Below are 24,111 nucleotides of genomic sequence, written 5' to 3' on the forward strand. Positions count from 1 at the left end.
CTGCGCCGTGGACTTCGTGTGCCCCGGTACCGGCGCTGAAGTAGATCGTGCCGCCGGTGTAGTCCTGGGCGCGTCCGCCAGCGATGTCGTACGCGCTGCCGACTGGCGTGCCGAGGAACGATGCGCTGCCGCCGAGCTGCTCGTAGTGCTGGACGATCGCGTCGTCGCCGGCCTGCACCGGCACCATCGACGCCGGATCGCTGTGTTGCGCGGCAACCGCTGATGCGGAAGACGGGGGCGGCCCCAGGGCCGTGCCCCCGAGGCCACCGCTGAAGGCGAGGGCCAAAGCGGTTCCAAGGACGGCGGATCGAGACCGGCGCATTGTGACCCCTTCGTGTTGACCGAGATATGCGAGCCTTGGTCCAGACGCTACGCCCCAGGGGGACGCCCGGGCAGGGCCAGAGGTCCCGAAATGCAATGGGGATCCGCGCGGCACCGCCCGCGGCGCTGCCGCAGGACCAAGGCCTCAATTACGCAGCCACGTCTCAACAATGGTGGCTGCCGGAGGTACCTACTTCAGGAACTTCGATGTCCTGCGGTCCGCGAGGATCTTGCCCTTCGTCTGGCAGGTGGGGCAGTACTGCAGGGCTGTATCTGCGAAAGACACCTCCCGGACGGTGTCCCCGCACACCGGGCATGGCAGGCCCGTCCTGGCGTGGACACGCATGTGGCTCCGCTTGACGTCCTTGAGTTCCTTGGGCGGCTTGCCGCCGGCCTCCGCCAGGCTGCGCCCAGGACGTCGTGGATGGCGTCATAGAGGACCTGCACCGTCTCCCGGTCCAGGGACTTGGCCGTGGCGAACGGGGAGATCCGGGCCGCGTGCAGGATCTCGTCACTGTAGGCGTTGCCGATGCCCGCTATGACGCTCTGGCTCCGCAGCAGCCCCTTGATCTGCTGGGAACTGCCTGCCAGGATCTCAGCCAGCGTGCCGGCGTCGAACGCCTCCGCGAAGGGATCCGGACCCAGTGTGGCGATTCCGGGCACATCCTGGGGGTCCCGCACCACGTAGATGGCCAGGCTCTTCTTCGTCCCGGCCTCGGTGAGGTCGAACCCCCTCGGCCCGTCCGGGCCGGTGAAGGTACAGCGGACGGCGATGAGGCCCTTGCCCATCTTCAGCTGGCCGGCGGCGGGGGAGTCCGTGTAGCGCAGCCAGCCGGCGCGGGCCAGGTGGAACACCAAGGAGATCCCGTCCGTGTCAATGCTGATGAACTTCCCGAACCGCCGGACCCCGGACACGGTCCGGCCCTCCAGCGCCGAGTAGGGCGGGTCGGCCGTCTTCAGCACGGCAAAGGAGACAATCTGCAGCTTGTCGAGGACGCAGCCCCGCAGCTGCTCGTCGAGGAACCGGGCCAGTCCGGCCACTTCGGGAAGTTCCGGCACGGCCTACCTGCCGGGTCCCGGACGTCCTGCACCATGGCGCACGCTCATGGTTCCCATCTTGTCAGAAACCCCGGTGGACGCTCCGGCAGATGTGCCTATACTTTCAGCGGCGGTCTGTTTCCCGGGCCCCGTGACCTTCGAGTTTTGACCCGATGAAAGGCCCCCCATGAGCAACATTCCCGAAGACCTGTCCTACACCGCCGAACACGAGTGGGTTTCCGCTCCCAATGCCGACGGCGTGGTCCGCGTGGGCATTACCGACTTCGCGCAGGACGCGCTTGGAGATGTTGTCTACGCCCAGATGCCCGAGATCGGCACCAAAATTACGGCCAACGAAGTTGTGGGCGAGGTGGAGTCCACGAAGAGTGTCAGCGACATCTACGCCCCGGTCAGCGGTGAAGTAGTAGCCCGCAACGAGTCCCTGGACACCGATTCAGCGCTGATCAACACGGATCCTTACGGTGACGGCTGGCTGATCGAGGTCAAACTGGCCGAGGCCGACGCCGTTGATTCATTGCTCAGTGCATCGGAGTACGAACAACAGGTAGGCTAAAGCTAACCGGTATATCCGGTCCGGCCCCGCGTCGCAGGCAGGACGTCGTCGCACGTCAAGGGCCGGATGGGGAGCCGGTGCCGGACCTGCCGGGCAGGTCCGGAGGGCAAACGTTGGTTGCACGCCGGAGGGCTGCAGCGGGAAGAGGAGGAATCCATGGCTGGCCACACATCGAACCCTGCCGATGGGGAATACGGCACGGGTGCGGCTAAGGCGTCGGAGACCACCTCCATCAACCTGACTCCGGTCAGGGACGAGCCCACCATCGCCCCCAAGCTGTCCTCCGAAGAGCGGAGCTCCGTCGAGGCACTGCCCGCCGGTTCCGCGCTGCTGGTGGCACACAGCGGTCCCAACGCCGGCGCCCGCTTCCTGCTGGATTCGGACGTCACCACCGCCGGCCGGCACCCGGACGCTGACATCTTCCTTGATGACGTCACCGTCTCCCGCCGGCACGTGGAGTTCCGCCGCACCGCCCGCAGCTTTGAGGTGGTGGACAAGAACAGCCTCAACGGCACCTACGTCAACCATGACCGCGTGGACGCCGTGGAGCTTAAATCCGGCAGCGAAGTCCAAATCGGCAAGTTCCGCCTTACCTTCTACCTGAGCCCTGCCACCGCTGCAGGCCGCGGCTGATCCGGGGACCGCTGCCTGTGGCAATGGCACAACCGGAACGCCGGGGACCGCAGGTCCTGAACATTGGGGAAGTCCTCGCGCAGCTGAGCGCCGACTTCCCGGGCATGACAGCGTCCAAAATCCGGTTCCTTGAGGAAAAGGGACTTATCAACCCGCGGCGGACCCCAGCGGCTACCGCCAGTATTCCGACGGCGACGTGGAACGGCTGCGCTTCGTCCTGGCGCTGCAGCGGGACCAGTACCTCCCCCTGAAAGTCATCAAGGACTACCTTGACGCCATCGACAGGGGAGAGCGGCCGGAGAACCTTCCGCCCGGCGTCGTGGTTTCGCCGCGCATCGTCTCCGACGAGCTGGCCGCCGAGCTGCAGAACCGCGGCCGGAAGCTGACAGAGGAACAGCTGCGCACGGAATCAGGTGCCAGCGTCCCCCTGCTCCAGGCACTCCTGGATTTCGGGCTCATCAGCCACAGCAACGGCATGTTCGACGAACATGCCCTCCAGGTGGCGCGCGCCTGCGTACAGCTGGAAAGCCACGGGCTGGAACCCCGGCACCTGCGTCCCTTTCAGGCGGCGGCGGAACGCGAGTTCGGCCTGGTGGAACGGGCGGTGGCACCACTTGCCTCACGGAAGGACTCCGCGTCCCAGGCACGGGCTGCCGAGGCCGCCCGTGAGATCAGCGACCTTTGCCTCACCCTGCACCGCGCCCTGGTGCAGGACCACATCTCACGCATGGACATCTGATGATTGAAGTCGAGATTGTTGGCGTTCGGATTGAACTGCCTTCCAACCAGCCCCTGGTCCTGCTGCGGGAGATGCACGGGGAACGGCATGTTCCCATTTGGATCGGCACCCCCGAGGCCAGCGCCATTGCCCTTGCCCAGCAGGGTGTGGTCCCGCCGCGCCCCATGACACACGACCTGCTTGTGGATGTGGTGGAGGCACTCGGCCACAGCGTGGTCAGCGTCAACATCGTGGCCGTTGAGGACAACATCTTCTACGGACAACTGCAGTTTGAGAACGGCACCACGGTCAGCTCCCGGGCCTCGGACGCCCTCGCCGTCGCCCTCCGCGCGAAGTGCCGGATCTGGTGCGCCGATTCGGTGATGGACGAGGCCGGTGTCCGCATCACCGAGCATGACGAGGGCGAGGATACCGAGCCCGGTCCAACCGTTGATGAGGAGCGCGAGCTCCGGCGGTTCCGTGAATTCCTCGATGACGTGGAGCCCGAAGACTTCGACGGCTGAGGTCACGTTAAGGTTAAAGTTGAGGCTGAAAGTTTCGACACGCCTGCCCAAAGCCTCCAAGGTCTTTGACCTTGGGCCTGCCGGGCCTAACGTCGAAGTATCAAGTTCCCATTGCCTACGGCAGCCGCGCAAGTCACACTGGAAAGTGCGCCCCGCGAAAATTACATGCATGCTTTTCATGCCAGTTGCTGCAGGTGTTCCCCGGGAGCGCAGGACAAGGAGGATCCAGGTGAGTCCCAAAGGCGAAGCAGGCGGGCTGAAACAGCCCACGGCTGGTGTTGCTGTGCCCGCGAGCGGTGCCCAGGGCCTCCTGTTCACCGAGGACCTTCCCGTGCTGGACGAGGACGCCGGATACCGGGGACCCACTGCATGCAAAGCGGCAGGCATTACTTACCGGCAGCTGGACTACTGGGCCCGCACCGGGCTGGTGGAACCCGCTGTCCGCGGCGCTGCAGGCTCCGGATCCCAGCGGCTGTATGGCTTCCGCGACATCCTGGTCCTCAAAGTCGTCAAGCGGCTCCTGGACACCGGTGTATCCCTGCAGCAGATCCGCACCGCGGTGGAGCACCTGCGTGAACGCGGCGTCGAGGACCTGGCGCAGATTACCCTGATGAGCGACGGCGCGAGCGTGTACGAATGCACTTCGGCTGACGAGGTCATCGATCTCGTGCAGGGCGGGCAGGGCGTGTTCGGCATTGCCGTGGGCCGGGTCTGGCGCGAGGTGGAAGGCAGCCTTGCTTCGCTGCCCAGCGAACACGCGGCCGAGCAGTCCTTTCCCGACGACGAGCTGAGCAAGCGCCGCGCAGCACGCAAGATCAGCTGAGGCTTAGTTAAACGGAAGAGGGCCGCTCCCACGGGAGCGGCCCTCTTCCTGTCTCCTGGCGCGGCCGGGCATCGGCCCGGACGCCATGCCTACCTCGCGCGTGCGCGCAGCCCGCTGCCCACTTCCATCAGGTTGGCCAGCAGGTCGTCGAAGAGGGCGGCTGCAGACTTGGCCGACTCGCCCGGCCAGTGGTGTACCGGGTGGGCGGCGCCCTGGATCTGCTGCCAGTTCGCCTGCTCGGGGATGCGCGGGCTCAGCAGGAGATCGCCGAACATGGACTCCATTTCCGCGAGCCGGTAGCTGTGCTCGGAGGAGCCGGTCCGGACCCGGTTGGCCACAATGCCGGCAGGGGAGAGGTTGGGGGCGAATTCCTGCCGGAACAGCTGGATGGCCCGCATGGTGCGTTCCGTACCGGCCACGGAGAACAGTCCCGGCTCGGCCACGAGGGCAACCTTGTCGCTGGCGGACCAGGCCATCCGGGTGAGGCCGTTGAGTGACGGAGGGCAGTCGACCAGGACCAGCTGGTAGTTGTCGGCTCCGGCCAGGACCGTTGAGAGCCGGCGGAGGTCGCGGCGGCCAAGGTCCGGCCGGTCGTAGATACCCGTGTAGGCGGAGCCGACGGCGACGTCAAGTACCGCGGGGCCGGACCCGTTGGAAGCGGCCCGGGCTGTCCAGCTGCTGCCGACCACGTTCTCCGCCAGTTTGGCGCGGCGCGGGCTCTTGAGCATCCTGCCAATATCCAGCTGGTCCCCGGGCTGCACGCCCAGTGCCGTGGTTGCGTCGGCGTGCGGATCCAGGTCCACCACCAGCGTGCTGACGCCCGCGGCCAGCGCCGCAGACGCCAATCCTGTGGTGACGGAAGTCTTGCCGACTCCACCCTTAAGGCTGCTGATGCTGACTACTTGCACTTGAGAGACCAAAACCTAACGCCGGATGCCGTGTTGGGAGTAATGTTTGCTCCGGCAGCGCCGAAGCCGGACGGTCCTGCCGCCCTACTCATCATATGTGGATGCGTTGGCGAATCCCGCCTTATCGGGGGTCGGCATGGCATCCACTGTGCTGCCGGGGCCCTTTCCGCCGCGACAGGCGGAAGCGATCGGGACATGACGGGGAAATCTGTGATGGTCGACACAAAGATTTGTGTTTGTCCTTGTAGGTCCTAGACACTGTGACCACTCACCGATCCACCCGCAATGATGCAGGAGAAGTATGTTTTCCAAAGTTCTGGTGGCCAACCGCGGCGAAATCGCGATCAGGGCCTTCCGCGCCGGCTACGAGCTGGGCGCCAAGACCGTTGCCGTTTTTCCTCAAGAGGACAGGAACTCCATCCACCGCCAGAAAGCGGACGAGGCGTACCTGATCGGCGAGGAAGGACACCCCGTCCGGGCCTACCTTGACGTCAAAGAGGTCGTCCGGGTGGCCAAGGAGTCCGGTGCGGACGCCATCTACCCTGGCTACGGTTTCCTGTCCGAGAATCCGGACCTGGCCCGTGCAGCCAAGGAAGCCGGCATCACCTTCGTTGGGCCGCCGGCGGAAGTGCTGGAACTGGCAGGCAACAAGGTGGCGGCGCTCAAGGCCGCCCGCGAAGCCGGCGTTCCCGTCCTTAAGTCCAGTGAACCCTCCAAGGACCTGGACGAACTCCTTGCGGCTGCGGACGAGATCGGCTTCCCCATCTTTGCAAAGGCAGTCGCGGGCGGCGGTGGCCGCGGCATGCGCCGCGTGGACACCCGTGAGGCGCTGCCCGAAGCGCTGAAGTCCGCCATGCGTGAAGCCGATGCCGCTTTCGGCGATCCCACCATGTTCCTGGAGCAGGCCGTCCTGCGCCCCCGCCACATCGAGGTGCAGATCCTGGCAGACGCCGAGGGCAACGTCATGCACCTGTTCGAGCGCGACTGCTCCATCCAGCGCCGCCACCAGAAGGTCATCGAGATCGCCCCGGCGCCCAACCTGGACGAGGGCATCCGCCAGGCCCTCTACCGCGACGCCGTCAAGTTCGCCAAGGCACTCAACTACGTCAACGCCGGCACGGTGGAGTTCCTCGTGGACACCGCCGGTGAGCGCGCCGGCCAGCACGTGTTCATTGAAATGAACCCGCGCATCCAGGTGGAGCACACCGTCACCGAAGAGGTCACCGACGTCGACCTGGTGCAGGCACAGATGCGGATCGCCTCGGGTGAGACGCTGGCAGACCTCGGCCTTTCCCAGGAAACCGTCCACCTCAAGGGCGCGGCCCTGCAGAGCCGCATCACCACCGAGGACCCCGCCAACGGCTTCCGGCCCGACGTCGGAAAGATCACCGGCTACCGGTCCGCGGGCGGCGCAGGCGTCCGGCTCGACGGCGGCACCGTCTACTCGGGTGCCGAAATCAGCCCCCACTTCGACTCCATGCTGGTCAAGCTCACCTGCCGCGGCCGGGATTACCCCGCAGCCGTGGCACGCGCGCGCCGTGCCCTCGCCGAATTCCGCATCCGCGGCGTATCAACCAACATCTCCTTCCTGCAGGCCGTGCTCGACGATCCGGACTTCATCGCCGGCGACGTCGCCACGAGCTTCATAGACGAACGCCCCCAGCTGCTCAAGGCCCGGGTGTCCGCCGACCGCGGCACCAAGCTCCTCACCTGGCTGGCCGACGTCACCGTGAACAAGCCCAACGGCGAGCTGAAGGTCCACTCGAACCCGGCTGACAAGCTTCCCTCCGTCAAGGACCGTCCGGCCGCCGCAGGCTCACGGCAGAAGCTCCTTGAACTGGGACCGGACGGGTTCGCCCGGGCGCTCCGGGAGCAGCAGGCAGTGGCGGTGACGGACACAACGTTCCGCGACGCGCACCAGTCCCTGCTCGCAACCCGTGTCCGCACCCGGGACCTTGTTGCCGCCGGTCCTGCCGTGACCGCGCTCATGCCGGAACTGCTGTCGGTCGAGTGCTGGGGCGGCGCCACCTACGACGTCGCACTCCGCTTCCTCGGCGAAGACCCCTGGGACCGGCTGGCGGCGCTGCGCAAGGCGCTGCCGAACGTCTGCCTGCAGATGCTGCTGCGCGGCCGCAACACGGTGGGCTACACGCCGTACCCGGAAGAGGTCACCGAAGCGTTCGTCAACGAGGCCGCAGCAACAGGCATCGATATCTTCCGCATCTTCGATGCACTGAACGACGTCAGCCAGATGGCACCCGCGATCCGCGCCGTCCGGGCTACGGGCACCGCCGTCGCGGAAGTGGCGCTGTGCTACACGGGCGACATGCTGGATCCCAAGGAAACGCTGTACACGCTGGACTACTACCTCGGGCTGGCCCAGAAGATCGTCGACGCCGGTGCGCACATCCTGGCCATCAAGGACATGGCAGGCCTGCTGCGTCCCGCGGCCGCCGCCAAGCTTGTCGCGGCCCTGCGCGAACGCTTCGACCTGCCGGTGCACCTGCACACCCACGACACGGCGGGCGGCCAGCTGGCCACCCTCCTGGCGGCTGTCGACGCAGGCGTGGACGCCGTCGACGTCGCCTCCGCATCCCTGGCCGGCACCACCAGCCAGGTGTCGGCGTCGGCCCTGGTCGCGGCCCTGGCGCACACGCCGCGCGATACCGGCCTTGACCTGGACGCCGTCAGTTCCCTGGAGCCCTACTGGGAAGCGGTCCGCCGGGTTTACGCCCCCTTCGAGTCGGGCCTTCCGGGCCCCACCGGCCGGGTCTACAAGCACGAGATTCCGGGCGGGCAGCTGTCCAACCTGCGCCAGCAGGCAATGGCGCTGGGCCTGGGGGAGCGGTTTGAAGCCATCGAGGACATGTACACCGCTGCCGACCGCATCCTGGGCCACCTGGTCAAGGTAACGCCGTCCTCCAAGGTGGTGGGCGACCTCGCCCTGCACCTAGTGGGCCTCAACGCGGACCCTGCCGACTTCAACGAGAACCCGCAAAACTACGACATTCCGGATTCCGTCATCGGCTTCCTGTCCGGCGAGCTCGGTGATCCCCCCGGCGGCTGGCCGGAGCCCTTCCGCACCAAGGCCCTGCAGGGCCGGAGCGTGAAGGTCCGCGACGCCGAGCTCAGCGCCGAGGACAGTGCCGCCCTCAAGTCCGACTCCAAGACCCGCCAGCACACGCTGAACCGGCTGCTCTTCGACGGTCCCACCAAGGACTACCTCAAGAGCGTCGAAACCTACGGCAACATCTCGGTCCTGGATACGCGCGATTACCTGTACGGGCTCCAGCGCGGCCAGGAGCACGAGATCCAGCTGGAGAAGGGCGTGCGGCTGATCGCCTCCCTGGAGGCGGTCTCGGAGCCCGACGAAAAAGGCATGCGCACCGTGATGTGTACCCTCAACGGCCAGTCACGGCCCGTGGTGGTGCGCGACCGTTCCGTGGTCAGCAACGTCAAGGCGGCCGAGAAGGCAGACCCGGCCCAGCCCGGCCACGTTGCGGCCCCGTTCGCCGGTGCCGTCACCGTTACGGTCAAGCCCGGCGAGACCGTCAACGCCGGAGACACCGTGGCCACCATCGAGGCGATGAAGATGGAGGCTTCCATCACGACGCCGGTGGGCGGCAAGGTTTCCCGCCTGGCCATCTCCTCCGTGGAGCAGGTGCAGGGCGGAGACCTGCTCCTGGTGGTCGAGCAGTAACACCAGCCACAACAACAAAGGGTCCTTCACGTTGTGAAGGACCTTTGTTGTTGCCTGTGTCAGGAACGCGGCGCCGCGTACATTTCCTCGATGACCGTCTCGAAGTCCTTCATGACCTGCGCCCGCTTGACCTTCATCGAAGGGGTCAGGTGGCCGGAGGCTTCGGTGAAATCGGCGGGCACGATCCGGAACGACTTGATGGCCTCCGCCTGGGACACGGAGGCGTTGGCTGCCGTGATCAGGTCCTGGACCGCGGCCTTGACCACAGGGTTGGCGGCGGCCTGGTCCAGGGTGGTGTCCGCCGGCAGCCCATGGCGCTGCAGCCAGCCCGGCAGGGCTTCCTGGTCCAGGGTCACCAACGCGCCGATGAACGGCCGGTTGTCACCCACCACCAGCACCTGGGACACCAGGGCATCGGCACGGATCTGGTCCTCAAGCAGGGCAGGAATGACGTTCTTGCCGCCGGCCGTGACGATGATTTCCTTCTTGCGCCCGGTGATCCAGACGAAGCCGTCCTCATCGAGGCGGCCGATATCGCCCGTGCGGAACCAGCCGTCGGTGAACGTCTCCGCCGACAGGTCCTCGCGCTTGTAATAGCCGCGCATGACGCAGACGCCCTTGGCCAGGATCTCCCCGTCCTCGGCAATCCGCACGGCGTTCCCGGGCAGCGGCTTGCCCACCGAACCGATCTTGATCCGGGACGGTGTGTTCACCGTAATGGGAGCCGTGGTCTCGGTCAGGCCGTAGCCCTCCAGGACCTGGAGGCCGATGCCCTGGAAGAAGTGGCCAAGCCGTTCGCCGAGGGGTCCGCCGCCGGACACCGCGTGGGCGACATGGCCACCCATGCAGCCCGGAGCTTGCCGTAGACCAGCTTGTCGAACAAGGCGTGGCGCAGCCTCAGTCCCAGTCCCACCTTGCCGGCCTGCCGCGCTTTGGAGAAGGCGATGGCCGTGTCTGCCGCCTTGTGGAAGATGGCGCCCTTGCCGCCGTCCTCCGCCTTGGTCATGGCCGAGTTGTAGACCTTCTCGAAAACCCGCGGGACCGCGAGGATGAACGTGGGCTCGTAGCTCTGCAGGTCCGACAGCAGGTTCTTGATGTCCGGTGTGTGGGCAACGGTGGTGCCGGCGGCCATGGCCAGCACCGAGATGAACCGTGCGAAGACGTGGGCCAGCGGCAGGAACATGATGGTCTTGGCGTTCTCGTGGACGATCTCGCCGATGATTGCCAAGGCATTGTCGGAGAGTTCGACGAAGTTGCCGTGGGTCAGTTCGCAGCCCTTGGGCCGTCCGGTGGTGCCCGAGGTGTAGATGATCGTGGCAAGGTCGGACAGCTTCGCGGCCGTCCGGCGGGACTCAAGCTCGTCGTCGCTGACCCCTGACCCGGCCGCACGGAGCACATCCAGGCCTGCACCTTCCAGCTGCCAGACATGCTGAAGGGCGGTAAGGCCTTCCGCCGCGACGGCCTGCCGGATGACGTTCTCGTGGTGGGCGGCTTCGCCAAAGGCGGCCACGGCACCCGAGTCGCCGAGGTTCCAGGCAACCTGGGACGGCGAGGAGGTTTCGTAAATGGGGACGGAGACGCCGCCGGCGAACCAGATGGCAAAGTCCACCAGGGCCCATTCGTACCGGGTGCGGGACATGATGCCGACGCGGTCACCCGCACCGACGCCACTGGCAATCAACCCCTTGGCCAGCGCCTTGACGTCGGCGAGGAAATCGGTGGCGGAAACATCCTGCCAGGAACCCGCTGAATCCAGGCGCGAGAACAGTGCCGGGTTGCTGGCTTTGTTCGCCTGCCGCAGCACCAGATCGGTGATATTGGTTTCCGGTGGAACAACAACAAGAGGCGGAACACTGAATTCGCGCACTATAGCTCCTTTGATATCCGAACTCCCGCTTCAGGGGTATGCCTAAAGAGTAGTACGCCGGTGCGGGAGCAGTGCAGCACCTAAACCTACTGGTGAGTAACTTATCCGTCAACACATGCGGACGGCGGCGCGGCGGGCGGGTTCCGCTACCCGGAGATGCAAAACCTAGAATGGGAAACTATGTACGCACAATCTTCCGGCGAACAGGCCGGTCCCCTCAGCCGGCCCGTCCCCTGGCGGCGCCGCTCCGCCCCCTACCGGGCAGGCAGAAGAGGGGGCGGCGGCTTCCACGGACAGGTGCGGCTTGGCCGCAGGGGCCTGGCTATCGGCATCGATATTGGCGGCACCAAGGTGGCGGCCGGCGTGGTGGATGCCGAAGGCAGGATCCTGAGTGAGGCGCGCCGCACCACGCCCGGCACTGATCCTCGCGCCGTTGAGCAGGTCATCGTGGAACTCGTGGAAGAGCTGGGCAGGGGGCAGCGCATCCGCTCGGTTGGGATAGGCGCCGCCGGGTGGATGGACCTCGACGGCGGCACCGTCCTGTTCAGTCCGCACCTGGCGTGGCGCAATGAGCCCCTCCGGGCCAACCTGCAGCAGCTCCTGCGAAGGCCCGTGCTGCTCGCCAACGACGCCGACGCCGCGGCCTGGGCTGAATGGCGCTTCGGTGCCGGTCAGGGTGAAGACCGGCTGGTCTGCATCACCCTCGGCACCGGCATCGGCGGTGCCATGGTCATGGACGGCAGGGTGGAGCGCGGCCGGTTCGGAGTGGCCGGCGAGTTCGGCCACCAGATCATCATGCCGGGCGGGCACCGGTGTGAGTGCGGCAACCGCGGATGCTGGGAGCAGTATGCCTCCGGCAACGCCCTGGGGCGGGAGGCCAGGATCCTGGCCCGCAGCAATTCCCCGATGGCGCAGGACCTGCTGGCAGCAGTCGGCGGCCGCGTGGAGACCATCACCGGCGCGTGGTGACGGAGCTCGCGCTGGCCGGGGACACTGCCTCCCGTGAGCTGATCGAGGAGGTGGGTGAATGGCTCGGCCTGGGCCTCGCGAACCTGGCAGCAGCGCTCGATCCCGGCCTTTTCGTGATTGGCGGCGGACTCTGCTCGGCCGGAAACCTACTGGTAGAACCTGCACGGAAGGCGTTCGCGCGGAACCTGACCGGGCGCGGCTTCCGTCCCGCCGCCGGGATCGAGCTTGCCGCCCTGGGGCCCAATGCAGGACTGATCGGTGCGGCGGATCTGTCACGCGTCAGCAGCAGGGTCCGCCACTGAACACCCGGGCCGGAGGCAGCTAGACCCGCGCGCCGTCGTCGTCCTCGTTTTTGTCCTGCGGCAGCTTCATGATCAGGTACACGGTGCCCAGCACGAACGCGGCCACAATGCCCACGATCGCCAGCAGCGGCGCGGAACGCCAGAACATCGCTGAGAGCAGCAGCGCAATCGGCCCGCCCACGGCCGCCAGCCAGGCCAGCATGGTCAGCGGGTCGGTGCCGGCCAGGCTCGGGGGTTCCTCGGGGATGAAGTCGCCACCGTCGTCGTCCACGGCGTAGTCACGGGGGCCGTCCGGCGCATCCGCGTTCCGGTCCTGGCCGGTCGAGGCCCGGCGTTGTGCCGCGGACGGTTCGGCCGGGGCCGCGCCCGCCAGGCCCAGGGGGTCGAAATCGCGGAAGGACGCGGTGCCCCGGGCAGCCGGATCTTCCGGCTCGGCCGGTGACGCCGGTTCCGGCGTATGGGGATCCGTTGCCCCGGAAGGAGTGCCGGCTTCCAGCCGTGCCACCAGGTCCAGCCAGACGGCGTCGTCCTGGTTCGCTCCCTGGTCCGCGGAATCGGGGGAGCCGGAGTCATGCCTGTTCATGCTGCACCTCCTGGCTTCCGGCCGCAGGGGCTGCGCCGGCGGCCAGCACCCGGCGGATAAATTGGACCGAGCCCTCGAAGATGCGTTCGGCGTCGTGGTCCATGGTGGCCACGTGGTAGCTGTTGTCGAGCCGGACCACGTCCACGGGCACCGAGGCCAGGCGGCGGCGCAGCACGGCGATGCTTGCGTCCGAGACCACATGGTCCACGGTGGACTTGTAGACCTGGACAGGGGCGGTGATCCGGGGGAGGAGCCGGATGGTGTCCCGGAACATCTTGTTCATCTCATGGGCCGCCGCAACCGGAGTACGGGCATAGGCGCCCTCGTCCATGCCTTCCTTCAGGATGTCGTTGGCAATGGCCGGGGTGCTTTTCAGCACGAGTTTGAGGATGCCTGCGAGCGGTGCCCGCGGATCGTCGATCACCAGCGCCGGGTTGACCAGCACCACTCCCGCCACGGGACGCGTGGCGGCAACCCGCAGGGCCAGGGCGCCGCCCATGCTGAGCCCCGCCGCGAACACGTGGTCGCATTCCGCTTCGAGTTCGAGGTAGGCATCGTCCAGTGCACCGTGCCACTGCTGCCAGCGGGTCCGGGCGAGCTCCTGCCAGTTGGTGCCGTGCCCTGGCAGCAAGGGCATCCGCACAGCGAAACCGGCGGCGGCGAAGGCCTGTGCCCACGCCCGAAGCCCATGCGGGCTGCCGGTGAAGCCATGGGAGAGGACCACGCCGGTCCTGGGCCCGTCCCCGCTGGGCGCGCTCGTGAAGGGACTGTGGTCCGGGCTGGACGTCATGGGGTCTCCGAAGTGCTGGTCAATCGGGCATGGGCGCGGATGAAGGCGCTGGACCTGGCGAAGATTTCCGGCGCGTCCACGTCCAGCGTAGCCACATGCCCGCTGCTGGCAAGGTCCACCACCTCGCTGAGGCGCGGGCCGAGCCGTTGCCGGAGCAATGCGAGGGAGGTTGGCGGAACCACAATGTCCGTCCTCGACTTAAAGACCTGGACCGGTGCCGTGATGCGGGGCAAGCCCCGGATTGCGGCACCAAAGAGCTTCTTGAGCTCGTGCACGGCTGCCAGCGGCGTGCGGGAGTAGTCGCCGTCTTCGGTGTGGGGCGCCGTCGGCTGGTCCTCCTGGATGGGGATCGTGGTCCGCTGGAAGTATTTGAGCACCCCGATGATGTGGATGCGGCGGTCGTAGAAACTCAACCCCGGATTGACCACCGACACCCCTGCCACCGGATGGCGGGAGGCAGTCAGCAGGGCCACCGCCCCGCCCATGGACAACCCCGCCGCAAAGCACGTTTCGGTCCGTGACTGGAGGTCCAGGAAAGCGGCTTCGTAGCTGCGGTACCAGTCGCCCCACCCCGTCCTGGCCAGTTGCCGCCAGTCCGTACCGTGCCCGGGCAGCAGCGGGACGGAGACGGCGTACCCCTGCCCGGCCAGGTGCTCCGCCCACGGCAGCACGCTCAGCGGGCTGCCGGTGAATCCATGGCAGATTGCCACGCCCACCTGCGCGTTTGCTCCATGGCCGGGATAGCTGAAAGCGGCAGGTCGGGGCGGGATGCTGCTTTCAGTCATGAGTCCATCGTGTCACTGTTCCGGTCAAATCTCACTAGAGTAGGGTTGCATTGAACTGCTGACCAGGCCCAATGCGGAGCCTGGGGGCCGCCTTCCGGAGAGGTTCACCACGTGTTCTATTGGGTCATGAAGAGGATCTTCCTCGGTCCGGTCCTGAAGCTGCTTTTCCGCCCCTGGGTCAAGGGCCTGGACAACATCCCCGCCGAGGGTGCGGCGATTCTCGCGTCCAACCACCTGTCGTTCTCCGATTCCATCTTCCTGCCGCTGATGGTCCGCCGCCCCGTGGTCTTCCTGGCCAAGATGGAATACTTCACCGGCACCGGCATTAAAGGCCGGCTGACAGCCCTGTTCTTCCGGCTGACCAACCAGCTGCCCATGGACCGCTCCGGCGGTGCCGCATCCGCGGCGTCCCTCAGCGCTGGAATGGGCGTCCTCAACCATGGCGGGCTGCTCGGCATCTACCCCGAGGGCACCCGCAGCCCGGATGCCAGGCTCTACCGCGGCAAGGTGGGCGTCGCCCGGCTGGCCCTGCAGGCCGGCGTTCCCGTCATCCCGGTGGCCATGATCGGCACGGACAAGGTGCAGCCGATTGGCAAGCGGCTGCCGAACATCCGCAGGATAGGGATGATCTTCGGTGAGCCGCTGGACTTCACGGCCTACGCTGACCGGGCCGAGGACCGCGATGTGCAGCGGAAAGTCACGGACCAGATCATGTTCGAACTGCAGCGGCTTTCCGGGCAGGAATATGTTGACGAGTACGCGGCGGTGGTGAAGCTCCGGCTGGCGGGCAAACCGGTGGAACCGGAAGCGGGTTCCATAATCCATGATCCCTCCGCGGGCGGGACCGGCGCCGGGGACCCAAGGCCCGGCTCCGCCCCGGTGGAGCGGGCGGGGGATGACGACGGCGGTGCTGCCGCCACCGGCTGAGGGGCGGCTTTGGCAACCGGGGGTTGTGACGCGGACGCCGGCCAGCGTGACGGTGCGGTGTCCAGGTGTCCTGCGCTGCCGTTAGTCTTAGATGGTGACTGAGCTATCTGCAAAACCCGCCTTTTCGCTGTCCAGCACCGCCCAGAGCGGAGCCGCCAACTATCCCGGACTGGACGACTGGCGGGACCTTCCCATTTCCCAGCAGCCCAGCTGGCAGGACAAGGAAGTCTTCGACGCCTCCGTCAAGGAACTTTCGGTGCTTCCCCCGCTGGTGTTTGCCGGTGAAGTGGACATCCTGCGTGAGCGGCTCGCCGCTGCTGCCCAGGGGAAGGCGTTCCTCCTGCAGGGCGGCGACTGCGCGGAGACCTTCGAGGCCGCCACGGCGGACAAGATCAGTGCCAGGGTCAAGACCATCCTGCAGATGGCTGTCGTGCTGACGTACGGCGCTGCGATGCCCGTCATCAAGATGGGCCGGATGGCCGGCCAGTTCGCCAAGCCCCGCTCCTCCAATGACGAGACCCGGAACGGTGTCACCCTGCCGGCGTACCGCGGCGACATCGTCAACGGCTACGAGTTCACGCCTGAATCGCGCGGGCACGACGCCTCGCGCATGCTCCGCGCCTACCACACCTCCGCTTCCACGCTGAACCTCATCCGGGCATTCACCCAGGGAGGCTTCGCCGACCTCCGCTCGGTGCACCAGTGGAACAAGGGCTTCACCGAAAACCCTGCCCACGCCCGCTACGAGTCGCTGGCCAGGGACATCGACCGGGCCATCAAGTTCATGGACTCCTGCGGTGCGGATTTTGAGGCGCTCAAGCGCGTCGAGTTCTTCGCCAGCCACGAGGCCCTGCTGCTGGACTATGAGCGGGCGCTGACCCGGATCGACTCCCGGACCGGCTTCCCGTACGACACCTCGGCCCACTTCCTCTGGATCGGGGAGCGGACCCGCGAACTGGACCACGCGCACGTGGACTTCCTGTCCCGCGTCCGGAACCCGATCGGCGTCAAGCTTGGCCCCTCCACCACCGGCGATGACGCCCTGCGCCTGATCGACAAGCTCGACCCGGAACGCGAACCGGGGCGCCTGACGTTCATCACGCGGATGGGGGCCGGAAACATCCGGGAAAAGCTGCCCGCCGTCGTCGAGAAGGTCACTGCCTCCGGCGCCCAGGTGCTCTGGGTCACCGACCCCATGCACGGCAACACCGTCACGTCACCCAACGGGTACAAGACGAGGAACTTCGACGACGTCATTGACGAGGTGCGCGGCTTCTTCGAGGTGCACCATGCCCTGGGAACGGTGCCCGGCGGCCTGCATGTGGAAATGACCGGTGACGATGTGGCTGAGTGCCTTGGCGGCGCCGATCCCATCGACCAGGACGCTTTCCTGGACCGCTACGAGTCGGTCTGCGACCCGCGGCTGAACCACATGCAGTCGCTGGAAATGGCGTTCCTGGTGGCCGGCGCACTCGCCAAGCACTGACACTGCCGGGTGGTGTGGGCGGTCCGGCCGCCTACACCACCGTCAGTGTGATAACGGACCCCTCTGGGACCTCCGTGTCCACGGGGTCCTGGTCCCGGACGGTTCCAAAGAAGCCACCCAGCACATTGTTGACGCGGACCTGGAAGCCCAGCGCCTCGAGCGCACGCCTGGCTTCGTTGGCCTGCCGCCCGATAAAACTCGGAACCTCCACCATGCGGGGGCCCTTCGAGATGGTCAGGGTCACGGTGCCGCCGCGGGTGAGCGTCCCGCTGGCCGGCGACTGGCTGACAACCGCGCCCTCCGGCACGTTCCGGTCAAACACTTCTTCCCGGGCCACCTCAGCCTTCAGCCCGGCCGCCTCGATGGCGTCCATGGCATCGTCCTCGTCCTGGCCCACCACAGAGGGAACGGGGATGGGTTCGGGTCCCTTGGAAACCACCATTGCTACCGGCGTGCCATGCCTGGCGGGCGTCCCGGCAACCGGATCCTGGGACAGGACAATGCCCGCCGGCACGTCCTCGTTGAATTCCTCGGTCACCGGACCCAGCGCCATCCCGGCGCCATTTAGCGCGCCCTTGGCGTCATCCAGCGTTCCTCCGGAGAGCTGCGGCAGGGGGAACAGCTGCGGGCCCTTGGACACATAAAGCGATACAGGCTGGAATTTCCGGATTTCCGTCCCGGCCTCCGGCTCGCTTCCCACCACCAGCCGCTGGGAACATCGTCGTCGAAAACGTCCCTCGTGGTGGACCTGAAGCCGGCTTCAGTGAGGAGCTGCTGGGCTTCCGCCACCGTCCTGTTTGCCACGGCCGGGATGGTGGCCGCAGCCCCCGGGCCCATGCCGAAAAACCATCCGGCTCCCGTGGCGAGCAGGGCCGCGAGGACCAGGACCACCACCCACAGGACGCCCCGCCGTCGGGCACTGCCTTCGCGGAGTGAACGCACGGGGGTCGCGGCCGCGCGCGCCCTTGCCTTCTCGTCCTCCTTCCCGGCTTTGCGCTGTGCCCGCTTGCTCAGCTGCGGTGCCGGGGGCGCCCAGGGCTCCTCAACGTCCTCGCCGGGAGGGGTGAGGATATGGCTGCCCCGGGCGGCGCCGCGGTCCGGCTGCAGGAACTCCCGGCCCAGCGCCGGACCGTGGGCGGGCGGTGCCGGCCTGCCCGAGGGCATGACCGTGGTGGGGTTGCTGGTCCGCGCGATGAACTCCGTGTGGTTCCGGAAACCAGCTTCCTGGACCGGGGCGGTCTCCCGGGCATCGGGGGCGGCGGAGACTGCGGTCCCGGCGGCGGCCGGAGGATGCAGGTCCAGCTCGGAATCGGTCAGGTTTGTCCGGATGTGCCGCAGTTCCTGCAGAAGTGCATTCGCGTCCACCGGCCGGTTTTCGGGGTCGTTGGCCGTACACCATTGCACGAGTTCGTCCAGTTCGCCCGCCAGCCCGGGCACCAGCGCCGACGGCGGTCCCACTGTCCCGTTGACGTGCTGGTAGGCCACCTGGATGGGGACGTCGCCTTTGAACGGCTGTTGTCCGGTCAGCATTTCAAACAGCATGATGCCTACGGAGTAGACGTCGCTCCGCGCGTCTGCCGTCCGGCCCAGGACAATCTCCGGCGGGACATAGGCCACGGTTCCCATCAGCGTCCCGGAGCTCGTGGACGTGGTCACCGCCCGGGCCAGGCCGAAGTCGCCGATCTTGATCCTGCCGTCGTCGGCGATCAGGACATTTTCCGGTTTCACGTCGCGGTGGATGAACCCGGCCGTGTGCGCAGCGGCCAGTCCTTCCACCACGGGATCAACCAGGGCAAGTGCCAGCCGCGGCGGCAGTGCGCCTTTGCTGTTGAGGACGTCGCGAAGGGTGTGTCCCTTGATGTATTCCATGACCAGGTAGGCGGTGTGCCCGTCATGGCCCTGGTCCAGGACTCCCACAACATGGGGGTGGGAGAGCCGGGCCGCTGCCTTCGCCTCGCGCCCCAGCCTGCCGAGGAAGTTCTCATCCGCGGCCAGGTGCGGGTGCAGGACCTTCAGTGCGACATCGCGCTCCAGCCTCTGGTCCACGGCGAGGTAGACCGTGGACATTCCGCCGCGGGCAAGCCGGGACTGCACTGTGTAGCGGTTGTCCACCAGCGTTCCCACAAACGGGTCAGAGACGTGTTCCTGCACCCTTCGATCCTAGTCCCGCAATGAAAAGGGTCCGAACCCGTCATCGGTCCGGACCCTCCCCACAGCTGTCCCTTTATCCCCGCAGTGCGTGCCCAAAGGGGCTATGCGAAGTTCTTCCGGTGGGCCTTGATGGCAGCCACGTACGCCTTCGTGTCGTCGTACATGCCGTACTTGCTGACGGAGTACTGGCCCTGGTAGTACCCCGCAATGGCGTTGTCTTCGTCCTTGCTGGTTGCCAGGAGCTGCCGGATGATCGCGACGCCGGCGGTTGCGTTGTCGTACGGGTCCAGGAGGTTCAGCTTCCGCCCCACGAGGTCCGAGGCCCACTGGCCGGAGCTGGGGATCACCTGCATGGTGCCGATTGCGTTGGCGGGGGAGACCGCGCGCTGGTCGAAGCCCGACTCCTGGTGGGCGAACGCGAGGGCCAGTGCAGGATCGACGCCCATGCGCCGCGCAGTGTCGGCCACGATGTTGCGCATCTCGGCGCGGGACGGCACCGGAGCCGCGTTAAGGAGCGCCTTGTTCTCGTTGGCCGAGCTGACCACGGCGGGCGGATAGCTGAATCCCAGGAAGGAACTCGGTACCAGCGGTGTGACTGCCGCCGCAGGCTGGGGGGCGGGCGCCTGGCCGGGAGCGCCGGGAATGACCAGCTTGTTGCCCGGGTAGATGACGGTGCCCATGTTCATCCGGTTGGCGGACAGGAGCTCGGTGAGCTTGACGTTGTGCCGTGCCGCGATGGCATAGAGGCTGTCACCGGCCTTGACGGTGTAGGAGCCGGTAGCCGGAGCAGGGGTGGCTGCTGAATTTGCCAGCACCGCGGCGGGTGCCGGCGCTGCGGCGGGGGCAGCCGGTGCGGGCTGCCCGCCGCCCACCTTGATCTTCTGCCCGGGGTGGATGATCGAGCGCATGTTGAGGTTGTTCCAGCTGAAGACTTCGGACAGGCGCACATTGTGGCGGGCGGCGATCGCCCCCAGCGTGTCCCCGGGCTTCACCGTGTAGGTGGCACCCTCACCGGTTGCGGGTGCTGCCGGTGCGGGCGCAGCGGCGGGCGCGGCCGGGGCTGCCGGTTCCCCGGAAAGCTTGATCTTCTGTCCCGGGTAGATCAGGGTGTTCGCCTGGAGGTTGTTGAGCCGCAGCACCTCCCCGGTGTTCAGGCCGTAGCGCCCGGCAATGCTGCTGATGGTGTCGCCCCGGGCAATGGTGTATTCAGCGGGGGCCGACGGCTGCGCCGGCTTGAATGTGGGGATGGTAGTGGAGACAGCAGCGGCTGGAATGTGTGCCGCCTTTGCCTGTGCAGCCTGTGCTTCCATGGCCGCAGCCAGGGTTGCAGGAATGGCGCGGGCAGGCTTTTCCGCAGCAGCAGGCTCGGCCACAGCCAGGGAGGACAATACGACCGCGGGCAGTGCCGCTGTGGTGGCGGCAATCATTGGCAGGCTCGGCTTGGGTGGCCGCTTGGGCGAGCGGGACATTGTCATGGAAAAATCCTCTTCTCAACTGCGGGCGCGGACGGGGATGCCGCTGACATTCCTGATACTAGTGTTACTCAAGTTATTACTGTTACTAGCGTTAACACTGTGAATCTCTCATGAATCCGGAAATAGCACAAGAATTCCGGGAATCCCGGCAAGGAAAGATTTTCGGGAGTGTCCGCAGGTCAGGAGGCGGGTCTCGGTCTATTGACTAGGCGCCCGGGGGCCCACCGTGGCAACCTTGATCCGTGAGTAATGTAGAAGACCTTGTGGGCGAATGGTTGCCCCTTCCCGACGTAGCCCGCCTTTTGGATGTTTCCATCACCAGGGTGCACAGCCTTATTGATGAGCGGGCACTGGCCGCATTAAGGGTGGGGGAACGCAATATCCGTTCCGTGCCCGCGGAATTCATCCAGGACGGGCAGGTCGTCGACAGCCTTAAAGGGACAATTGTGGTTCTCTCCGATGCCGGGTATTCGGACGAGGACCTGATCATCTGGCTGTTCACCCAAGACGAATCACTGCGTGGCCGTCCTATCGACGCGCTGCGGGAGGGCCGCAAGACCGAGATCAGGCGCCGGGCCCAGACCCTCGCCTGGTGACAAGCAGCCCTAGGAGGCGCGGCTGACGGTAGCCTCAGCCAGCCTCCGCAGGGCTGTCTTGGGCAGTTCCTCAAGCGGAAGGGCCTCCAGCGCCTCGAACGCCGCCGAGCCGAACTCGTTGATCAAAACCTCCGTGGCCTGCAGTGCACCGGATTCCTCGATGATCCTGCGGATCTCCGCCACGTCGTCATCCGAAAGATCCGGGCTGCCCAGCCTGGCGTCGATGAATGCGGACTCCGCAGGTGTTGCCTGGTCGAGTGCGAGGGCCACCAGGACGGTCCGCTTGCCTTCGCGCAGGTCGTCCCCGGCAGGCTTTCCGGTAGTGAGCGGGTCACCGAAGACACCCAGGACGTCGTCCCGCAACTGGAAGGCCTCGCCCAGGGGCAGCGCAAAAGCTGAATATCCACGCAGCAGGTCATTGGAGGCACCCGCCAGGGCACCGCCGAGGGCAAGGGGGTGCTCAGTGGAGTACTTGGCGCTTTTGAAGCGGATGATTGACTGGGCCCGGCTGACGGCGCCGGCCCGGTCCCGGACAGGGCCTGCCACTTCCTCCAGGATGTCCAGGTACTGGCCGGCCATGACTTCTGCGCGCATGAGGTTGAAGATCAGCCTCGCCCTGCTTCCCGAGGCTGCCCGCTCGCCGATGTCCGTGAAGGCTTCCTCGCTGAAGGACAGGCACAGGTCGCCGGCGAGGATGGCGGCCGCCTGGCCGAACCGTTCGCTGTCCAGCGCCCAGCCCTGGTCACCGTGCAGTTGGCTGAACCGGCGGTGCACGCTCGGTCCTCCCCGCCGGGTGTCCGACCGGTCGATGATGTCGTCATGGATGAGGGCGGCGGCCTGGAACAGCTCCAGGGCGGCACCTGCAGTCACTACTTCCACGGCATTGGCTTCGCCGCCTGCGCCGCGCCAGCCCCAGTAGCACATCAGGCCCGCAGGCGCTTGCCGCCTGTGACCAGGTTGGATATGGAGCCCATGATCGGGTCGATATCCGGGGAGATGGCAGACATGACAGACTGCCGCGATGTCAGGAATCCGGTGAGTTCACCGGCCACCGCCGCGACGTAGTCTGCCTGTTCGTGCCGCAGTTGCTCCGCGGCCGTCACTTGGCTGACTCAGCTGCCACGTTGGCGCCGATGGTGAAGGTGGATACACCAGCGGCTTCCACCACCGCGACGTTCACAGTTTCGTTGTCGCCACGGACAAAGTCCTTGGATGCCACTGCCCCCACCGCGTCGCCGGGAACCGCCTTGAAGCCCTGCCCCTCGAGGGTCTTGGTGTAAAAATCGAGTACGGCGGCTGGAGGTGCTCCCACCGTTGCCACCAGGGCGGCGGTGGCGGGGGTTGATGCCTTGTCGAAGCTGCTGGACACCACAGTGGCACCAGGCATGAGGGGCAGCAGTTGCTGGGGGAAGCCCTCCACCACGGCGCCGACGGTGGCGGAGGTATTGGGCGAAGCGGACGGGCTGGGCGAAGCCGTCAGGGTGGACTGCGTGGCGGCCGGCGCGGACGTGGCGGAAGTGGATCCCGGTGCCTCTGACGGAGTGGGGCTGCAGGCTGCCAGCGCCAGGGCTGCACCGGCAGCGAAGGCGGCCAAGCCCGCAGGCTTGAGGTTTCCAAAGACCGTCACAGGGATTTTCCTCCTGGAGTTGATGCCGGATGCAGCCTCCAGTTTAGTCAGTACCGGCAGCTAGGATTGCAGTCGTGGGGCCAGACCGTACCAATCAGCCAGCCGCTGCCCGCGTTCCGGGCCGCAGGCGCAAGTGCATCATGCACGTGGATATGGATGCCTTTTTCGTCTCGGTGGAACTGCGGACGCGTCCGGAACTGCGCGGTAAACCTGTGATCGTCGGTTTTCCGGGAGAGCGCTCGGTAGTCCTCTCCGCGTCCTACGAGGCCCGGGCCTTCGGTGTGAAATCCGCCATGCCCATGGCTGTTGCTGCCAGGATGTGTCCGCAGGCGGTGATCATCGAGCCGCGCCACAAGCTGTACTACGACGTCTCCGCACAGCTGATGGCCATCTTCGGGTCCATCACCGAACTCGTTGAGCCGTTGAGTGTCGACGAAGCCTTCCTCGATGTCAGCGGAGCCCTCCGCCGGCTCGGTCCGCCGAGGGGTATCGGAGAATTGGTCCGCCGGCAGGTTGCCTCGGAGCTGGGCATTACCGCTTCCGTGGGGATAGCCGAGACCAAGTTCGTGGCCAAGATTGCCTCCACCCGGTGCAAGCCTGACGGCCTGCTGCTCATCGGGCCCGATGAAACAGTGCCGTACCTGCACAGCCTGCCGGTCGGTGCGCTGTGGGGCGTGGGGGCGAAGACGGCCGAGGTCCTGGCCAAAATGGGGATCCGGACGGTTGCGGACGTGGCGGCAACGCCCGTGTCAGCACTCCGGAAGACACTGGGTGCCACCGGTGAACACGTCCATCAGCTCTCCTGGGGCATCGACCCCCGCCCGGTGACCCCGGTGCGGCTGGAAAAAAGTATCGGGGCAGAAGAGACGTTCGCCACGGACACCGCTGACCAGGCGGTCCTGCACCGAGAACTGCTCCGGCTGTCGCACCGTACCGCCGCGCGGTTGCGCGCTTCGGGAATGGTGGCGCGGACTGTTGCCTTGAAACTCCGCTTCGCGGATTTCTCCACTATCACCCGCAGCCGGACAGTACCCACGCCGGTGGACAGCGCCCAGCTCATCTACGCGGTGGTCCTCCAGCTGCTGGAGGCGGCGGGAAACAGGGGCATGGCTGTGCGCCTCGTGGGAGTAAGGGCGGAGCAGCTGGAGGATGCCTCCCGGACATCCCTCCAGCTCAGCATTGACCGCCGGGATGACAACTGGCGTGCGGCGGAACAGGCGCTCGATGAGGTAGTCAGAAAATTCGGCAACAAGTCGGTATTGCCGGCCCGGTTGATGGAGCCGGGAACGGGCGCCTGACCAGGGGCCAGGTCCC

General features: G+C 66.6%; 16 protein-coding genes and 6 pseudogenes. 11 read left to right on the plus strand and 11 right to left on the minus strand.

Annotated features, from left to right (window positions below):
• On the minus strand, positions 1–322 hold a 322-nt coding region (locus G205_RS14270; protein WP_476855430.1), incomplete at its 3' end, for a hypothetical protein.
• A gap of 189 nt (positions 323–511) precedes the next feature.
• Positions 512–1,380: pseudogene (locus G205_RS14275) on the minus strand (Fpg/Nei family DNA glycosylase).
• 166 nt (positions 1,381–1,546) lie between these two features.
• Here G205_RS14275 and gcvH point away from each other — a divergent pair.
• From gcvH to G205_RS14300, 5 genes and pseudogenes are all read left to right on the plus strand, one after another.
• Positions 1,547–1,933: a glycine cleavage system protein GcvH gene (gcvH, locus tag G205_RS14280; RefSeq protein WP_009358597.1), complete on the plus strand. Its 387-nt coding sequence runs from the start codon at positions 1,547–1,549 to the stop codon at positions 1,931–1,933.
• A 156-nt stretch (positions 1,934–2,089) separates the two neighbouring features.
• Positions 2,090–2,566, plus strand: coding sequence for an FHA domain-containing protein (locus G205_RS14285; protein WP_009358598.1), 477 nt, complete (start codon positions 2,090–2,092; stop codon positions 2,564–2,566).
• 23 nt (positions 2,567–2,589) lie between these two features.
• A pseudogene (gene ftsR / locus G205_RS14290) lies at positions 2,590–3,305 on the plus strand (transcriptional regulator FtsR).
• Complete coding sequence (locus G205_RS14295; RefSeq protein WP_009358600.1) at positions 3,305–3,808, plus strand: bifunctional nuclease family protein; 504 nt, start codon at positions 3,305–3,307, stop codon at positions 3,806–3,808. Before ftsR ends, G205_RS14295 begins: the two are co-directional and overlap by 1 nt.
• 229 nt (positions 3,809–4,037) lie before the next feature.
• Entirely contained in the window at positions 4,038–4,631 is a 594-nt protein-coding gene (locus G205_RS14300) for a MerR family transcriptional regulator (protein WP_009358601.1), read from the plus strand.
• 89 nt (positions 4,632–4,720) lie between these two features.
• On the opposite strand, the gene G205_RS14305 is transcribed toward G205_RS14300, so the two are convergent.
• Positions 4,721–5,539, minus strand: a complete 819-nt coding sequence (locus tag G205_RS14305; RefSeq protein WP_009358602.1) for a ParA family protein — start codon at positions 5,537–5,539, stop codon at positions 4,721–4,723.
• 301 nt (positions 5,540–5,840) lie between these two features.
• On the opposite strand from G205_RS14305, the gene G205_RS14310 reads away from it, so the two are divergent.
• Positions 5,841–9,239: a pyruvate carboxylase gene (locus G205_RS14310; RefSeq protein ID WP_009358603.1), complete on the plus strand. Its 3,399-nt coding sequence runs from the start codon at positions 5,841–5,843 to the stop codon at positions 9,237–9,239.
• 59 nt (positions 9,240–9,298) lie between these two features.
• Here G205_RS14310 and G205_RS24085 read toward each other — a convergent pair.
• Positions 9,299–11,106, minus strand: a pseudogene (locus tag G205_RS24085) (AMP-dependent synthetase/ligase).
• A 180-nt stretch (positions 11,107–11,286) separates the two neighbouring features.
• On the opposite strand from G205_RS24085, the pseudogene G205_RS14320 reads away from it, so the two are divergent.
• Positions 11,287–12,377: pseudogene (locus G205_RS14320) on the plus strand (ROK family glucokinase).
• A 19-nt stretch (positions 12,378–12,396) separates the two neighbouring features.
• On the opposite strand, the gene G205_RS14325 reads toward G205_RS14320, so the two are convergent.
• The 3 genes from G205_RS14325 to G205_RS14335 are packed head-to-tail and all read right to left on the minus strand — an operon-like array spanning position 12,397 to position 14,535.
• Entirely contained in the window at positions 12,397–12,960 is a 564-nt protein-coding gene (locus G205_RS14325) for a hypothetical protein (protein ID WP_009358604.1), read from the minus strand.
• Positions 12,947–13,750, minus strand: a complete 804-nt coding sequence (locus G205_RS14330) for an alpha/beta hydrolase (RefSeq protein ID WP_009358605.1) — start codon at positions 13,748–13,750, stop codon at positions 12,947–12,949. Before G205_RS14330 ends, G205_RS14325 begins: the two co-directional genes overlap by 14 nt.
• On the minus strand, positions 13,747–14,535 hold the full coding sequence (locus G205_RS14335) for an alpha/beta hydrolase (RefSeq protein ID WP_035753181.1): 789 nt from the start codon (positions 14,533–14,535) through the stop codon (positions 13,747–13,749). Before G205_RS14335 ends, G205_RS14330 begins: the two co-directional genes overlap by 4 nt.
• Before the next feature lie 111 nt (positions 14,536–14,646).
• Here G205_RS14335 and G205_RS14340 point away from each other — a divergent pair, with 111 nt between their 5' ends.
• Both G205_RS14340 and G205_RS14345 read left to right on the plus strand, forming a co-directional pair.
• Positions 14,647–15,462, plus strand: a complete 816-nt coding sequence (locus tag G205_RS14340; protein ID WP_009358607.1) for a lysophospholipid acyltransferase family protein — start codon at positions 14,647–14,649, stop codon at positions 15,460–15,462.
• 91 nt (positions 15,463–15,553) lie between these two features.
• Entirely contained in the window at positions 15,554–16,948 is a 1,395-nt protein-coding gene (locus G205_RS14345) for a class II 3-deoxy-7-phosphoheptulonate synthase (protein ID WP_009358608.1), read from the plus strand.
• A 31-nt stretch (positions 16,949–16,979) separates the two neighbouring features.
• Here G205_RS14345 and G205_RS14350 read toward each other — a convergent pair.
• Together G205_RS14350 and G205_RS14355 are read right to left on the minus strand one after the other, a co-directional pair.
• A pseudogene (locus G205_RS14350) lies at positions 16,980–19,099 on the minus strand (Stk1 family PASTA domain-containing Ser/Thr kinase).
• Between the two features lie 101 nt (positions 19,100–19,200).
• Positions 19,201–20,574 carry a lytic transglycosylase domain-containing protein gene (locus G205_RS14355; protein WP_035753183.1) on the minus strand — a complete coding sequence of 458 codons (1,374 nt, stop codon included), beginning with the start codon at positions 20,572–20,574 and terminating at the stop codon, positions 19,201–19,203.
• 242 nt (positions 20,575–20,816) lie between these two features.
• Between G205_RS14355 and G205_RS14360 the strand changes: the two genes are divergently transcribed.
• Entirely contained in the window at positions 20,817–21,170 is a 354-nt protein-coding gene (locus tag G205_RS14360; protein WP_035753185.1) for an Rv2175c family DNA-binding protein, read from the plus strand.
• Positions 21,171–21,179: 9 nt separating this feature from the next.
• Here G205_RS14360 and G205_RS14365 read toward each other — a convergent pair.
• Positions 21,180–22,273 (minus strand): annotated as a pseudogene (locus G205_RS14365) (polyprenyl synthetase family protein).
• Positions 22,270–22,797, minus strand: coding sequence for a hypothetical protein (locus G205_RS14370; RefSeq protein ID WP_009358611.1), 528 nt, complete (start codon positions 22,795–22,797; stop codon positions 22,270–22,272). The pseudogene G205_RS14365 and the gene G205_RS14370 overlap by 4 nt, the downstream one beginning before the upstream one ends.
• A 140-nt stretch (positions 22,798–22,937) precedes the next feature.
• Between G205_RS14370 and dinB the strand changes: the two genes are divergently transcribed.
• Entirely contained in the window at positions 22,938–24,095 is a 1,158-nt protein-coding gene (gene dinB, locus G205_RS14375; protein ID WP_085939512.1) for a DNA polymerase IV, read from the plus strand.
• Positions 24,096–24,111: the final 16 nt, after the last annotated feature.

This window comes from Arthrobacter nitrophenolicus (assembly GCF_000332815.1).
Taxonomy (GTDB): Bacteria; Actinomycetota; Actinomycetes; order Actinomycetales; family Micrococcaceae; genus Arthrobacter; species Arthrobacter nitrophenolicus.